Source organism: Paraburkholderia madseniana (assembly GCF_009690905.1).
Lineage (GTDB): Bacteria > Pseudomonadota > Gammaproteobacteria > Burkholderiales > Burkholderiaceae > Paraburkholderia > Paraburkholderia madseniana.
This window is the reverse complement of sequence record NZ_VOSW01000032.1, coordinates 41264-55005: the sequence shown is the minus strand read 5'-3', so window position 1 is coordinate 55005 and position 13742 is coordinate 41264. Positions and strand designations below refer to the sequence as shown.

General features: G+C 60.3%; 13 protein-coding genes. 8 read left to right on the top strand and 5 right to left on the bottom strand.

The features are described 5' to 3' along the window. The first annotated feature begins 32 nt into the window (after positions 1–32). On the top strand, positions 33–998 hold the full coding sequence (locus FSO04_RS18370; protein WP_233464893.1) for a LysR family transcriptional regulator: 966 nt from the start codon (positions 33–35) through the stop codon (positions 996–998). 1 nt (position 999) lies between these two features. Here FSO04_RS18370 and FSO04_RS18365 read toward each other — a convergent pair whose 3' ends face one another. Beyond that, a complete protein-coding gene (locus FSO04_RS18365) occupies positions 1000–1959 on the bottom strand; it encodes a LysR family transcriptional regulator (RefSeq protein WP_168435734.1) in 960 nt (319 codons plus the stop codon). A gap of 130 nt (positions 1960–2089) precedes the next feature. Here FSO04_RS18365 and FSO04_RS18360 point away from each other — a divergent pair, with 130 nt between their 5' ends. After that, the gene (locus tag FSO04_RS18360) at positions 2090–3256 is read left to right on the top strand and encodes a mandelate racemase/muconate lactonizing enzyme family protein (RefSeq protein ID WP_054033760.1); all 1167 of its coding nucleotides are present in this window, start codon (positions 2090–2092) and stop codon (positions 3254–3256) included. 4 nt (positions 3257–3260) lie between these two features. Here the strand turns inward: FSO04_RS18360 and FSO04_RS18355 are convergent, their stop codons facing one another. Then, positions 3261–3422 (bottom strand): hypothetical protein, encoded by a 162-nt coding sequence (locus FSO04_RS18355; RefSeq protein ID WP_154561138.1) that lies wholly within the window; start codon positions 3420–3422, stop codon positions 3261–3263. Here FSO04_RS18355 and dctA point away from each other — a divergent pair. Both dctA and FSO04_RS18345 read left to right on the top strand, forming a co-directional pair. Next, positions 3421–4776: a C4-dicarboxylate transporter DctA gene (gene dctA, locus FSO04_RS18350; protein WP_154561136.1), complete on the top strand. Its 1356-nt coding sequence runs from the start codon at positions 3421–3423 to the stop codon at positions 4774–4776. The genes FSO04_RS18355 and dctA overlap by 2 nt on opposite strands. Positions 4777–5248: 472 nt before the next feature. Further along, positions 5249–5620, top strand: coding sequence for a DUF6697 family protein (locus FSO04_RS18345; RefSeq protein ID WP_154561134.1), 372 nt, complete (start codon positions 5249–5251; stop codon positions 5618–5620). A gap of 94 nt (positions 5621–5714) precedes the next feature. On the opposite strand, the gene FSO04_RS18340 is transcribed toward FSO04_RS18345, so the two are convergent. Both FSO04_RS18340 and FSO04_RS18335 read right to left on the bottom strand, forming a co-directional pair. Further along, complete coding sequence (locus FSO04_RS18340) at positions 5715–6116, bottom strand: hypothetical protein (RefSeq protein WP_154561132.1); 402 nt, start codon at positions 6114–6116, stop codon at positions 5715–5717. A 93-nt stretch (positions 6117–6209) separates the two neighbouring features. Continuing rightward, positions 6210–6980 carry a CerR family C-terminal domain-containing protein gene (locus FSO04_RS18335; RefSeq protein ID WP_154561130.1) on the bottom strand — a complete coding sequence of 257 codons (771 nt, stop codon included), beginning with the start codon at positions 6978–6980 and terminating at the stop codon, positions 6210–6212. Between the two features lie 109 nt (positions 6981–7089). Between FSO04_RS18335 and FSO04_RS18330 the strand changes: the two genes are divergently transcribed. The 3 genes from FSO04_RS18330 to FSO04_RS18320 are packed head-to-tail and all read left to right on the top strand — an operon-like array spanning position 7090 to position 11322. Next, complete coding sequence (locus tag FSO04_RS18330) at positions 7090–8232, top strand: HlyD family secretion protein (RefSeq protein ID WP_233464892.1); 1143 nt, start codon at positions 7090–7092, stop codon at positions 8230–8232. Beyond that, positions 8168–9835, top strand: a complete 1668-nt coding sequence (locus FSO04_RS18325) for an MDR family MFS transporter (RefSeq protein ID WP_154561128.1) — start codon at positions 8168–8170, stop codon at positions 9833–9835. The genes FSO04_RS18330 and FSO04_RS18325 overlap by 65 nt, the downstream gene beginning before the upstream one ends. 17 nt (positions 9836–9852) lie before the next feature. Beyond that, positions 9853–11322, top strand: coding sequence for an efflux transporter outer membrane subunit (locus FSO04_RS18320; RefSeq protein WP_154561197.1), 1470 nt, complete (start codon positions 9853–9855; stop codon positions 11320–11322). A 36-nt stretch (positions 11323–11358) separates the two neighbouring features. On the opposite strand, the gene pdxR is transcribed toward FSO04_RS18320, so the two are convergent. Continuing rightward, positions 11359–12882: a MocR-like pyridoxine biosynthesis transcription factor PdxR gene (gene pdxR, locus FSO04_RS18315; protein ID WP_154561126.1), complete on the bottom strand. Its 1524-nt coding sequence runs from the start codon at positions 12880–12882 to the stop codon at positions 11359–11361. A gap of 140 nt (positions 12883–13022) precedes the next feature. Here pdxR and FSO04_RS18310 point away from each other — a divergent pair, with 140 nt between their 5' ends. Beyond that, positions 13023–13685 carry an FMN-binding negative transcriptional regulator gene (locus FSO04_RS18310; protein WP_154561124.1) on the top strand — a complete coding sequence of 221 codons (663 nt, stop codon included), beginning with the start codon at positions 13023–13025 and terminating at the stop codon, positions 13683–13685. Positions 13686–13742 lie beyond the last annotated feature (57 nt).

The following is a 13742-nucleotide window of genomic DNA, read 5'->3' as shown; positions in this document are numbered from 1 at the left end:
GGATTAATGAGCCCAGCTTAGTTTAAACACCCATGCAGATAAATATGTATATTGTGGTTTATCTATTCACTGGGATGGATAATCGACGAGGTAGATCCATGGACCATCTGCAGGCCATCCGTATTTTTGTTCGCGTTGTCGAGACAGGAGGCTTCGGGCGGGCAGCCCTTTCTCTGAATATGCCCAATGCCACGGCGAGCAAATGGGTCCAGTCACTGGAAGCGCATCTTGGCGTAAAACTGCTGGAGCGAAATACGCGGCGCGTCAGCGTGACGACCTATGGCGCTGCTTACTATGAGCGCACTCGGCAACTCCTCAGCGAACTCGACGACATCGAGGCGACGCTGGGCCGGCAGGAGGCGAGCCCGCGTGGTGCGCTGAGAGTCGACGCTGGCGGATCGACTGCAAGCGGCATTCTCATTCCCGCATTGCCGACCTTTCTCGAGCGTTATCCGGACATACAGGTTCAACTAAGCGTCACTGACCGTACCGCGGATCTTGTCGCGGAAAACATAGACTGTGCAATTCGAAGTACAGCCGACGATCCGGATCTCGTGACGCATCCGATCGGGAAGCTTGCGTGGACCACATGTGCGAGTCCCGCGTATCTCGCGAAGTACGGCACACCGAAACATCCTCAGGAAATCGTGGATAACAACCTGCCTGTTGCGGGATATTTTTCCGCCAGTACGGGCGTGACACAGCCCCTTATGTTTTGCAGGGACGAGGAGACGATCACGCTGGGCCGCGTACGCAATGACGTTCTTGTCAGCGAGAGCAATTCACACATTGCAACTGCACTGGCCGGTTTGGGGATCGTCCACACGTTGGACTTCATGGCTCGCCCGTTCATCAAGCAGAAGAAACTTGTACCCATTCTCACACGATGGCGGCCGGATCCGCTTGAGGTCTATATCGCGTATCCGCCTAGCCGACGATATAGCACCAAGGTGAGGGTGTTTGCGGATTGGGCCGCTGCATTGTTCGCGTCTGCGTGACTTATGACTTGCGGCCCGTTTTCTTTTTTTGATCATAGATCGAAGCACCGGTTTCGACAGGTATAAACGGTGCTTGAAAGCGATCGATCAGAAAGTCGATGAATGCGCGGGCGCGGGCCGTCTGGTTTCGCTGGCTCGGATAGTAGACGAAGAGGTCGGCTGAGGGCAGCACCGTTTCCGGCAAGACCAGTTTGAGCCGCCCACTTTGGACGTATTTCGCCAGATCCCATTCGGAACGAATCAATATCCCATGCCCGTCGAGTGCCCACCGCAGCACGATATCGCCATCGTTGCTCGATAGCGCGCCTTTGACTTTCAACGCTTCGGTGTGGTCCCCCTGCATATACCGCCACACGCCGTAGGCATCATCGTTTTGCCGATGAATGATGCAACGGTGCCGAACGAGATCCTCTACGCACTCCGGTGTCCCGAAACGCTCGAGGTATTTCGGGGAGGCGCAAAGAAAGCGACGATTGCTCATGATGCGCCGGGCGCTAAGCCGGCTGTCAGGGAGTTCGCCAAAACGAATCGCCATATCGAAGGCCTCCTCCACCAGATCGATGGGCCGGTCGGTCACCTCAAACTGGATCTCCACGTTGGGAAAACGCTTCGCGAATTCGGACACAAGCGGCGCGATGGTCGTGCGCCCGAAGCCGAGCGTCGCATTGACGCGTAGCAGTCCGTGGGGATCGGATCGAGCCCCCGATATCTCGTCCTCCATCTGCCGGACTTGCCCGACGATCTGTGTCGCGTAGCGCAGGTAGGTCTCGCCCTCGGGCGTCAGGCTGACACTCCGCGTTGTCCGGTTGACTAACCGCGCCCCCAGTCTTTGTTCCATCAGCCCCAGGCGTTTGGTCGCGGCCGGCGGGGTGAGATCGAGCGCCCGCGCCGCTCCCGACAGGCTTTTGAGTCTGGCGAGGAGGATGAAAAACTCGAAGTCGGATGCTGAGTCAGTCGTCACTTCAGTTGTTCACCAAAAGTAAAAAATGAAATGAATCCAAGTTAATTCTAATCCCTCCTTTCGCGGATAAGCTAGTTTCCATTGCAGCCGGACGCATGCAAAACGTGCCCAAAACTCAGGAGACCCCGTCATGAGAATCGTTGAAATCCGCGAAAAAACTGTTCCGATCAGCTCCCCGATCCGGAATGCCTACATTGACTTCAGCAAGATGACGCTGAGTCTCGTCGCCGTGGTGACGGATGTCATCCGGGACGGAAAACCGGTCGTGGGTTATGGCTTCAATTCCAACGGCCGCTACGGCCAGGGCAAGCTGATGCGCGAGCGCTTCATTCCGCGCATTCTTGAAGCCGATCCCGCCACGCTCGTCAACGATGCCGGCGACAACCTCGATCCGCACAAGATCTGGGCGACCATGTTCACGAACGAAAAGCCGGGCGGTCACGGCGAGCGCTCGGTCGCCATCGGCACGATCGACATGGCGATCTGGGATGCGGTGGCGAAGATCGAAGGCAAGCCGCTGTTCCAGTTACTGGCCGACCGTTACGGCAATGGCCAACCCGATCGCAAGATCTTCGTGTACGCGGCGGGTGGTTACTACTACCCGGGCCAGGATCACGAGAAGCTGAAAGACGAAATGCGCAGCTACATCGACCGAGGCTATACGGTTGTGAAGAAGAAGATCGGCGGCGCTTCGCTCGATGAAGATCTGCGCCGCATCGACTCGATCCTGAGCGTACTCGGCGACGGTCAGAAACTCGCCGTCGATGCCAATGGCCGCTTCGACCTTGACACCGCGATCCAGTACGCGAAGGCACTCTCGCAATACGACCTGTTCTGGTACGAAGAACCGGGCGACCCGCTCGACTACGAATTGCAGGCGACGCTGCGCAACTACTACGACAAGCCGATGGCAACTGGCGAAGACCTGTTCTCGATGCAAGACGCACGCAACCTGATCCGTTACGGCGGCATGCGTCCGGATCGCGACTGGTTGCAGTTCGACTGCGCGCTGAGCTATGGCCTGGTGGAGTATCTGCGCACGCTCGACATGCTGCGTCAACACGGCTGGTCGCCGAGCCGCTGTATTCCGCACGGCGGGCACCAGATGTCGTTGAACATTGCGGCCGGACTCGGTCTGGGTGGCAATGAATCTTATCCGGACCTGTTCCAGCCTTATGGCGGCTTTCCCGACGGCGTGAAGGTGGAGAACGGCTTCATCACCATGCCGGATCTGCCTGGCATCGGCTTCGAAGGAAAAGCGGATCTTTTCGCCGAAATGCAAAAGCTGTCCGCATAAGCCTTCAAACGGCAAAACGCGCCGACAAAAGCGTCGGCGTAGCGTTCATAAGAATAGACAAAAGGAACGCACGCGAAATCAGTCCGTGCTCGCCGCAGCGGTAGATCCCGCTGCGGCGGCTGGTGCTGAATTTCATTAAAAGATGCCACGCATAGGAGACAGTCATGCGGGTTTCAAAGATCGGAAAATCTCTTTCCAAGCTCTACGTACAGGTTCTGATTGGCATTGTTGCCGGCGTCCTCGTCGGCCATTTCTATCCTGACATCGGTTCTCAGCTCAAACCTCTCGGAGATCTGTTCATCAAGCTGATCCGGATGCTGCTTGCGCCGATCATTTTCGCGTCTGTTGTCGTCGGCATTGCCCGCATGAAGGACCTTCATGCGGCCGGTCGCGTTGGCGTCAAGGCGGTTGTTTACTTTGAAATTGCATCGACGATTGCGCTTGCTGTTGGCCTGGTAATCGTGAACGTCATCAAGCCGGGCAGTGGTATGAACATTGACCCCGCGCATATCGACAGTTCGGCCATTTCCAGCTACACCCATGCGGCACAGCAGCACGGCATGCTTGAGTTCTTCATGAGCATTGTTCCGAACAGCATTGTCGGAGCGTTCGCAAATGGAGATATCCTGCCCATCATCTTCTTTTCGCTTCTGCTCGCCATCTCTCTCGCCAGGCTTGGTCCCCGCACTGCGCCGTTCGTCGACATGCTCGACATGTTCCTTCAGGGCGTGTTCGGCGTCGTGCGAATCGTGATGTATGTCGCGCCCATCGGTGCCTTTGGCGGCATGGCATTTACCATCGCGAAGTACGGAATTGGCACGCTCGCATCGTTCGGCCAACTGATGCTGTGCCTCTACCTGACCTCGATCTTCTTCGTGGTCGTTGTGCTTGGTTTTGTCATGCGGATGAGCGGACTGTCGCTGTGGAAGTTTCTCCGCTACATCAAGGACGAGATCTTCATTACTCTCGGTACCGCTTCGACTGAAGCGGTGCTCCCGCAGATGCTCATCAAAATGGAGAAGCTGGGGTGTTCACGCCCCGTGGTCGGGATGGTGCTGCCTACGGGCTATACCTTTAACGCCGATGGCACGGCGATCTACCTGACCATGGCCTCAATGTTCGTTGCGCAAGCGATGAATATCCACTTGACGATCGGCGATCAGTTGCTGCTCCTCGGTGTGTTGCTGCTGACATCCAAAGGGTCTGCGGGTGTGGCCGGAGCCGGATTCGTCGCGCTGGCTGCCACGCTGGCCTCGATGCACAAAATCCCGGTGTCTGGACTGGTGCTGCTGCTAGGCGTCGATCGCTTCCTCAACGAAGCTCGTGCCGTCACAAACCTGATCGGCAACGGGGTAGCGACGATTGTCGTCGCTCGATGGGAGGGGGCGCTCGATATGAACAAGGCCCGCGCGATGCTCACCCGTACCGACATGAGCATCGATCCGTTGGAGTCCGCCGACGAGACGCCGGCGGATCGGACGCCTCCGAAAGACGCTGTTATTCGGCCCCACACGCATTGAATCGTCGAGGCAACTTGATGCTGAGCAGATTCCTTCGCCGCGAGTAGCGCAACGCTGTCGCAAGCACTCGTAGAAACACATCCTTGGCGTATGGCCGATCCATGCACGTCGTGCGGTTTTCGCCCCCAAAACACCTCGGCATGTTCCTACAAGCGCTTGCGGCAACCGTCTACGAAAAAACGCGAACGGTAAGACTGCGGAGACAGAGAGGGTGATCCCGGCCGAAGCATGTAGACCCGCGCTCTGTGACCTCGAGATTCTGTCATCAACCGTATAACGAATTTATAAAACCGAGGGGTGTGTACCGTAAATTCAGCATATCTAAGCGCATGTCTCGCCATTCCACTCGACCCACATACCTTCTTTATCAAGAAGCCCGCGCTTTATACAACGGCTTTAGATACAGCTCGATATCATCGCTCCGCTTGACGCCGCTGCTTCACAGCCAGGCGTCATTCTTCGGAGAAAAATCATGTTTGAAATTGGAAAAGAGTATTCCCGGGAAGACATTCACAGGGTGACGGGAGGATGCAAGCAGGCATTCTTGCCTACGAAGGGCGGCAAGGTCGTCGCTGCGCGATTGCGTCAGGACCTCAACCCCTATGCCCCAGATGTGATCGTCTGCGATAGCAGCGCCGCTGCACGTGCGGCCGGCCGGACGCTCGCGCGACAGACCGACCCGCTTCCTGTTTTTGTCCGAACAGCAACTGACCGATTCCGTTACATGGGCGAGTACGTCACCGATGAATCGTTCACTGCTCCGCTCGACTACGCCAAATACGTGCAGAACACCGGATTTACGCTTGGTCAGATTTCACGCGTGATCAAGATGAAACGCCGTTGATCACAACGGCGTCTTCGAGTCGTAATCGTCCCTTCGCCGGCGGGGTTGTTGCTCGCACCCAACCGGCGATCATCAATGACGCGCTAGACAGCACTCACTCCTCGCACTTCACATCCTGCCGTCGCACAACGATGATCACGGGGTAGGTCCCGTGCTCGAGTTCCACGCGCGCAACCACGGCTATCGTCGCGTTGTCGACGTCGTCATACACGCTGACTTTTTCATTCCGAAGGTATGTCACGCCGGTACAGGCCGACGCGCGACCTTCGTCGGAGACCTTGCATTGAATCGGGTTGTCAGCAACGTAGCGATATTTGTCCCGGTCGGGGGTCGCAAGGTATTCACGAAAGCTCTGCGCCGATCCACCGACGCCGGTGAGATACCCGATGGCACACTGCAGTTTGGGCGCGTCGCTGCCACCGGATGTCTGGGCGGTCGCGATCGTGCTTGCGGTTGCAATGACCGCGGCGAGTGTCAATGCAAGGGGATATCTCATGGCGCAAATTACCGTTGTCGGTTCGAAGTGCTGGATTGTAATGGCATCTTGCCCAACAGGTCCGAAAGCGTTGATGCGTGCGCCGGCGTGAGATCACTGCTGCTTGCGCGGCTTTCCTTTACCCGTGGTTTGCGTGGTTTGCGCGGGGGGTGTGAGCCCCTCGTCACGTTCCCGGCTCCAATGCTCGAGCAGCGTGCGAGTCTGATCGCGGACGGTCGACGTGAGCAGTGCCGCCTTCTCTGCGTCGATGCTCTTCCAGCCGAGCATCGACAGCTTGGACGGATGCGCGAGGTGAAAAATCACCAGTTGCCCATGCAGGCTGAAGGTGCGGATCAACGTGACCGGATCGTCGGCTGCACGCCCGGAAATTCGCGCCACTAGCGCCACGCTGACATCGTTGAGCGGCTGGCGAATCCGGCAGCCGAAAATCTGCATGGCACTCTGAGGTTCGTGTCCCGCCTGTTCGCGCGCAAAGAACATCCGCCGGCCGGGCTTGCTTGCCTTGACGAAAGCGCCGTGCGCGATCGCTGTCTGAATGCCTATGAAGGCGTCGATCAACGCCGGCGTGTCGGCGTTTTCACGCAGCGCTTCCTGCGCGTGTTCGATGGCCGGGCCGAATGTCTCCCATGCGTCGTCGGCGAGCATCTCGACACATGCGCGATACACCCCTTCCTTATTCTCGAAGTAGTACTGCAGCGCGGGCGCGTTGACGCCGGCGCGGGCCGCGATGTCGCGTGTCGATGCGCCCTCGAAACCATGTTCGCCGAACTGTTCGATCGCCGCCTCGATGATCCGGTGCCGCGTTTCGTCGCCGCGTGCATAGCCGCCCTCCGGCGAGCGGCGCAGCTTCTTTGCGGTGCTCATGCCTCTTTCTCCATTACGCGTATTGCGGGAATTCGTAAGAAATATATCACTTGACACAATTTGATCAACTGGAATAATTGTGCCACGTGGAAACAATTGGACCGATACGATGTCAGCGACCGCAGGCTCTCCCTCCCGCCCGATACCCGCCAATGATTCGCCCGCAGCAGGCGCGAGGCGTCCCAGCCGGCGCACGGTGCTGATCGCGCTCGGCGTCGTCGCGCTGATCGTCGGCGCCGTCTGGCTCGCCCGCTGGTGGACCGTGGGCCGCTTCATCGAAAGCACCGACGACGCCTATCTGCAGGCCGACAGCGTCACCGTGGCGCCCAAGATCGCCGGTTACGTTACGGAAGTTTACGTCGCGGACAACCAGGTCGTGAAGCCTGGCGATCCGCTTGTTCATCTCGACGCCCGCCAGTATCAGGTCGCGCTCGACCAGGCGCGGGCCACGATCGACGCGCGTAAGGCCGACATCGAACGCGCGCAGGCCGACATCAAACAGCAGCAGTCCAACATTGCGCAGGCCCAGGCGCAGCAGCAGGTGGCGCGCGTTAGCGCGCAACATGCGAGCGACGAAGTGCGGCGCTACGCGCCGCTCGTTGCTACCGGTGCTGAAAGCAGCGAACGGTTGGCGGAATTGACCAGTAGCCGCGATCAGGCGAATGCCACGCTCGCCGCGAATGCGGCGGCGGTCGAGGCCGCACGCTCGCAGATCGGTTCGGCCACCGCGCAGCTCGCGCAGGCGCGTGCGCAACTCGAAGCGGCCCAGGCCAGCGCACAGCAATCGCAACTCGATCTCGACAACACCGTGGTGCGCAGTGTCCTCGGCGGCAAGGTCGGCGATCGCACAGTGCGTGTGGGTCAGTACGTGCAACCCGGCACGCGGATGCTCACGGTCGTGCCGGTCCAAAGTACCTATTTGCTGGCGAACTTCAAGGAAACGCAGGTGGGCGGGATGCGCATCGGTCAGCCGGTGGAAATGCACGTCGACGCGTTGCCCGGTCATACGCTGCACGGCGTGATCGACAGTTTCTCACCCGGCACGGGCTCGCAATTCGCGCTGCTGCCGCCGGAAAATGCCACCGGCAACTTCACCAAGATCGTGCAGCGGGTGCCCGTGCGGATTCGGATCGACACGGGCACGGAGACGCGCAGCGTGCTCTTGCCGGGGCTGTCGGTGACCGTGGATGTCGACACGTGTTCAGCGCGTGATCGTGACGCACGCATCGATAGCGAGAATCATCGTGGCTGAATCGGGAACCGCAACTCCCGCCTCCGCGGCGCCAGCCGCACCGCGTGGGGAAGAGCGTGCCAGCGTCGGCGACTGGATCGCCGTCGCCGCAGGCGCGCTCGGTGCCCTGATGGCGACGCTCGACATCTCGATCACGAACTCCGCGCTGCCGCAGATCCAGGGCGAAATCGGCGCCACCGGTACGGAAGGCACCTGGATTTCGACCGGCTATCTGATGTCGGAAATCGTGATGATTCCGCTGGCGGCATGGCTTACGCGCGTGTTCGGCCTGCGCAATTTCCTGCTGACGAATTCGGCACTTTTCATTGCGTTCTCGATGATGTGCGGCTGGTCACACACCTTACCCATGATGATCGCCGGCCGCATCGGCCAGGGCTTCACGGGTGGCGCGCTGATTCCGACGGCGCAGACCATCATCCGCACGCGCCTGCCGCTATCGCAGATGCCAGTCGGCATGACCATGTTCGGCTTGATCGTATTGCTCGGGCCGCTGCTTGGACCGGTTGTCGGTGGCTGGCTCGCGGAGAACATTAGCTGGAGCTGGTGCTTCTTCATGAATCTGCCGATCTGCCTTGCGCTGATGACCCTGTTGATCGTCGGTCTGCCGTCAGACCGGCCGCACTGGGAAGCGTTTTTCAAGGCGGACTGGCTCGGCATCGTGGGTCTCGCGATCGGCCTCAGTTCGCTCACGGTGGTGCTCGAAGAAGGCCAGCGCGAGCGCTGGTTCGAATCGTCGATGATCGTGATGCTCACCTGCGTGTCGGTCTTCGGCATGATCCTGATCGCCGCCTCGCAAATGACCGCGAAGAAGCCGATCGTGCGCCTGAGTCTGATGCGCAACCCGAATTACGCCAGCGTGATCGTGATCGTGTCCGCGGTCGGCGCAGCGCTCTATGGCGTGTCGTATCTGCTGCCGCAGTTTCTCGGGGTGGTCGCGGGCTACAACGCCGAACAGTCCGGCGCGATCATGCTGCTTTCCGGGCTGCCCGCCTTCATGATCATGCCGATCCTGCCGCGGCTGCTTGGCAAAGTCGACTTCCGCGTGCTGGTGATCACCGGGTTGGTGTTGTACGCGATCAGTTGCATGATCGACATTGAGTTGACGGCACAGAGCGTCGGGCACGATTTCATCTGGTCGCAACTGATACGCGGCACCGCACAGATGCTCGCGATGATGCCGCTCAATCAGGCGTCGATGGCGGCCGTATCGCGCGAAGATTCCGGTGACGCCGCCGGTCTCTACAACATGGCGCGCAACCTCGGCGGGTCGATCGGCCTTGCGATCATCGGTACCGTAATCGACCGGCGCACGACCTTTCATACCGCGATGATCCGCGAGTCTGTCAGTGCAAATTCGCTGATCGGCCAGGAGAGCCTGGCGGCGAACGCGGCGAACTGGTTCGCCCACACGGGCGACATGGCGTACTCGCAGATGCGCGCGCTTGGGCAACTCGGGGCGCAGATCCAGCAGCAGGCCGTCGTGATGACCTATTCGGAAACCTTCTATCTGCTCGGCATCGCGCTGATCGCCTGCATTCCGCTTGCGCTGCTTCTGAAAACACCCAGTCGGAACGCACCGCCGCCTTCTTCCGCGGGACACTAATGCATTTTCATCACACCATGATGTTCAACCGTCCCTCGTCTATTGCACTGGCCGCCGCCGTGCTTCTGTCCGCCTTGGCAGGTTGCACGGTCGGCCCGGATTATCACGGCGCACCGTCGGTTGCGCAGGACGCCCGCAGCAGCGCGACCTTCGTGCGTGCGCCGGCTTCCGGTACGACTGCGACGCCGGCGCCGAACCAGTGGTGGCTCGCATTCAACGATCAGCAGCTGAACGACCTCATCGCCGCCGCCTTTGCACATAGTCCCGACGTGCATATTGCGCAGGCCCGGTTACGGGAATCGCGTTCGCAACTGCAGAAGCAACGTGCGAACGAATTGCCGAAAATCTCTGGCGATGCTGCCGCGCTGCGCTTGCGCTCGCCTGATCTGAGTTCGCTCAGCTCCGGAAGCTCGTCAGGCAGCAGTACAGCGTCGTCGGGGCGCGGCCCGTTGCAGCTCTATACGGCAGGCTTCGATGCCACGTGGGAAATCGATCTGTTTGGCGGCACGCGGCGCGCTATCGAAGCGGCGTCCGCGGATGCGGAAGCCGTCGATGCCGATCTCGCGGACACCCAGGTGTCGCTCGCGGCAGAAGTTGCGCAGGCCTACATCGAACTGCGCGACCAGCAGACGCGGCTTGAACTCGCGCAGCGTCAGGCTCAGACCGAACAGAAGATGTTGACGCTCACACAGCAGCGCCGGGAGCGCGGCACGGCAGCAGACATCGATGTGGAACGCCTGACCACGCAGGTTGAAAACACGCGCGCGACGCTGATTCCGCTCGACGCGCAACTGACCGATTCACTCGACCGCCTCGCCGTGCTGACCGGCCGTGAGCCCGGTGCGCTGGACCAACAACTCGCGGGCACGCGGCCGCTGCCGGCGTTGCCCGCGACGGTGGCGATCGGCGATCCGTCGGTGATGTTGCAGCAGCGTCCCGACATTCGCGCGGCGGAGCGGCGGCTTGCGTCGAGCAATGCGCAGATCGGCGAACACATCGCGGATTTTTTCCCGAAGGTGACGTTGCTCGGTGATATCGGCTTCAGCGCGGGCGATCCGGGTCACCTCGTGCGCAAGAACAATTTCAGTTGGATCGGCGCGCCGTATCTGCAATGGAACGCGTTCGATTTTGGTCGCACACTGGGCAGCGTGCACGCTGCCGAGGCATCGCGTGACGAAGCCGAGGCGCGTTATACGAAGGCCGTGCTCGGCGCGCTGCAGGACGCGAACTCGTCGCTCTCGCGCTATGGGCATCAGCGCGAGCATGTCGTCACGTTACAAAAGGTGGAAGCATCCGCAAGCCACTCGGCCACGCTGATGCGGCAGCGCTATTCCGCCGGCGTTGCCACGCTGATCGATCTGCTTGACACGCAGCGCGAAGAATTCACCTCGCAGCAGAGTGTCGTCGCGGGACAGGCCGAGTTGCTCAAGGACTTTGTGTCGCTGCAGAAAAGTCTCGGTATCGGCTGGCAAGCGCAGCAAGGCTAGCGGGCGGACGCGACCATTCCCTGGTAGATCATTCAGTTACGCTTTAGCGGCAGCGGCGCCCTGCGGATTCGCACGGCGTGCCGCTTTGGCCGCAGCTTCAATACTCGTGGCGAGACGTTGAGTGGCAATTTCAATTTCGGCGTCGCTGAAACCGCCGAGACCCAGTATCAAACCCATCGGGCCTTTTTCATCGGAATACATGGGTGATACCGCTCGTACTGCAACGCCACTTTCAGCCGCTAACGACGCCACTAACCTGTCGTCGACGCCCCCTCCAAGCCAGAGCACGAGGTGCATGCCCTGATCGCTCGGCTGCAACCAGGCGACCTCTTTCGGCAGCAGTCGCTCGAGCGTCTCGATGATGCACGCGCGGCGGTCCGCATAGACGCCACGAATACGCCGGATGTGACGATCCAGATGGCCTTCCGCGATGAAGGCCGCCAGTACATGCTGATCTGCGTTTGGGGGATTGCGGTCCATTAGCACGCGCGCGCCGCAGAAGGCCTCTACGAGGTTCTCCGGGACAACGGCGTAGCCGAGCCGCAATGACGGAAACAGGATCTTGCTAAAGGTGCCGAGATAGACCACCCGGTTAGGGTCCAGCCCCTGGAGCGACGGAAACGGATGTCCCGCATACCGCAGTTCGCTGTCGTAGTCGTCTTCGACCACCCAGGCGTTGTTCGCGCGGGCCCACGCCAACAGCGCGTTGCGTCTCGCCATGCTCAATGGCATTCCCAGCGGATACTGGTGCGACGATGTGACGAACGCCACCCGCGCGTGCGGGCCCAGCTTGATACCCTCATCGACGTTGAGGCCCTCCGCGTCGACAGGCACCCGGATCATGCGCTCCGGACGCCCGGTGCTTTCCAGAATCGCCGTAATGCCCCGATACGCTGGGTCCTCTACCCACGCCGACGCGTCGCCGTCGAGCAGCACCTGGCATGACAGGTAAAGACCTTGCTGTGTGCCGCTCGTGACGATCACCTGGTCCGCCTCGCAACGAACCGAGCGCGATTTCCTGACGTAGTCGGCCACCGCTTCGCGCAGCGCCAGCGCCCCTTGTGGGTCGCCATACCCAGCCGGAGCGCCGGGTCCGCGGGCGCGTAGCCGGTTGCCGAGCCGGCGCCAGACATCGTCGGGAGCGGCAGGGCCAATGGGTACCGAAACTGCGAAAGGTGCCTGCGGTACGGCAGAAAATTGACGTGCAACCTGTGCGAACAGACGGGCGCGTTCTGGAAGCGGGGCAGTTTCAACGGATGAGGACCGCGCTCGGGGATCGGCAGGGACCGTCAACGATTGCGCCACGCGCGTGTCGGAGCCAGGCTGCGATTGCAGAAAGCCTTCGGCGATCAGTTGCTCGAATGCCTCGACGACGGTTCCCCGCGCAACATGCAACGACGCAGCTAACGTGCGCGTGGAGGGGAGCACCTCGCCGGGTTTGAGGTCACCACGGCGAACGGCGTCGCGCAGTGCCTGCGCGAGCTGACGACCCAAATGGCCCGAGGCGCGATCCAGCATGCCGATCGACGGAACTTCCACCGCTTTCGGTTTGCGAGCCATGGCTTTCTGGTCCAAAGAAAATGATCCAAACTGGTTCTACAATATAAACCAGTTTGCCGCCACAATTCTTTGCAGGCCTGCCGCACCGGCGTTGCCTGCAATGAGGGTTAGCGCATCGCTGCACTCATCACGGAGCCCCTATGTACGTACCCACTCATTTTGATGAACCGCGCACTGAGGTGCTGCACACGCTGATCGCAGAGAATCCGCTTGGCATTCTGTTCACGCATGGCAAAAGCGGTCTCGACGCCAACCACATTCCGTTTGATCTGAAAGCCGGCGAAGGCGCATGTGGTGTCCTTCATGCTCACGTGGCTCGCGCAAATCCGGTCTGGCAGGACGTGGCCAACGGGGACGAGGTACTGGTCGTGTTTCGCGCGGGCGACGCCTACATCTCGCCCACCTGGTATCCGAGCAAGCACGAGTTTCACAAGCAGGTGCCGACATGGAACTACAGGGTGGTCCACGCTCATGGCCGGGTGACCATCCGCGATGACGAACGCTATGTTCGAGGGCTGGTCGCCCGTCTCACGCGGACCCATGAAGCCTCCCAGCCACAGCCGTGGAAGATGACGGACAGCGCCGCCGACTACATCGATACGATGCTCAAGGCGATCGTCGGAGTCGAGATCGAAATCACCCGCTTGGTCGGGAAGATCAAGCTCAGCCAGAACAAGGAGGTGCGGGATATACAAGGGGCCGGCGCTGCCCTAAACGAACGGGGAGAAAACGTGATCGGCGGAGCCATGCTTGAGTACGCCGCCATAAAGGCCGCCGCAAAAGCGGGCGATTCCCCCGCCTGACGCTCATGAAAAATCGCGACGAGCATGGAACAGCGGTGAGTCTCGGTAAAGCTCCCT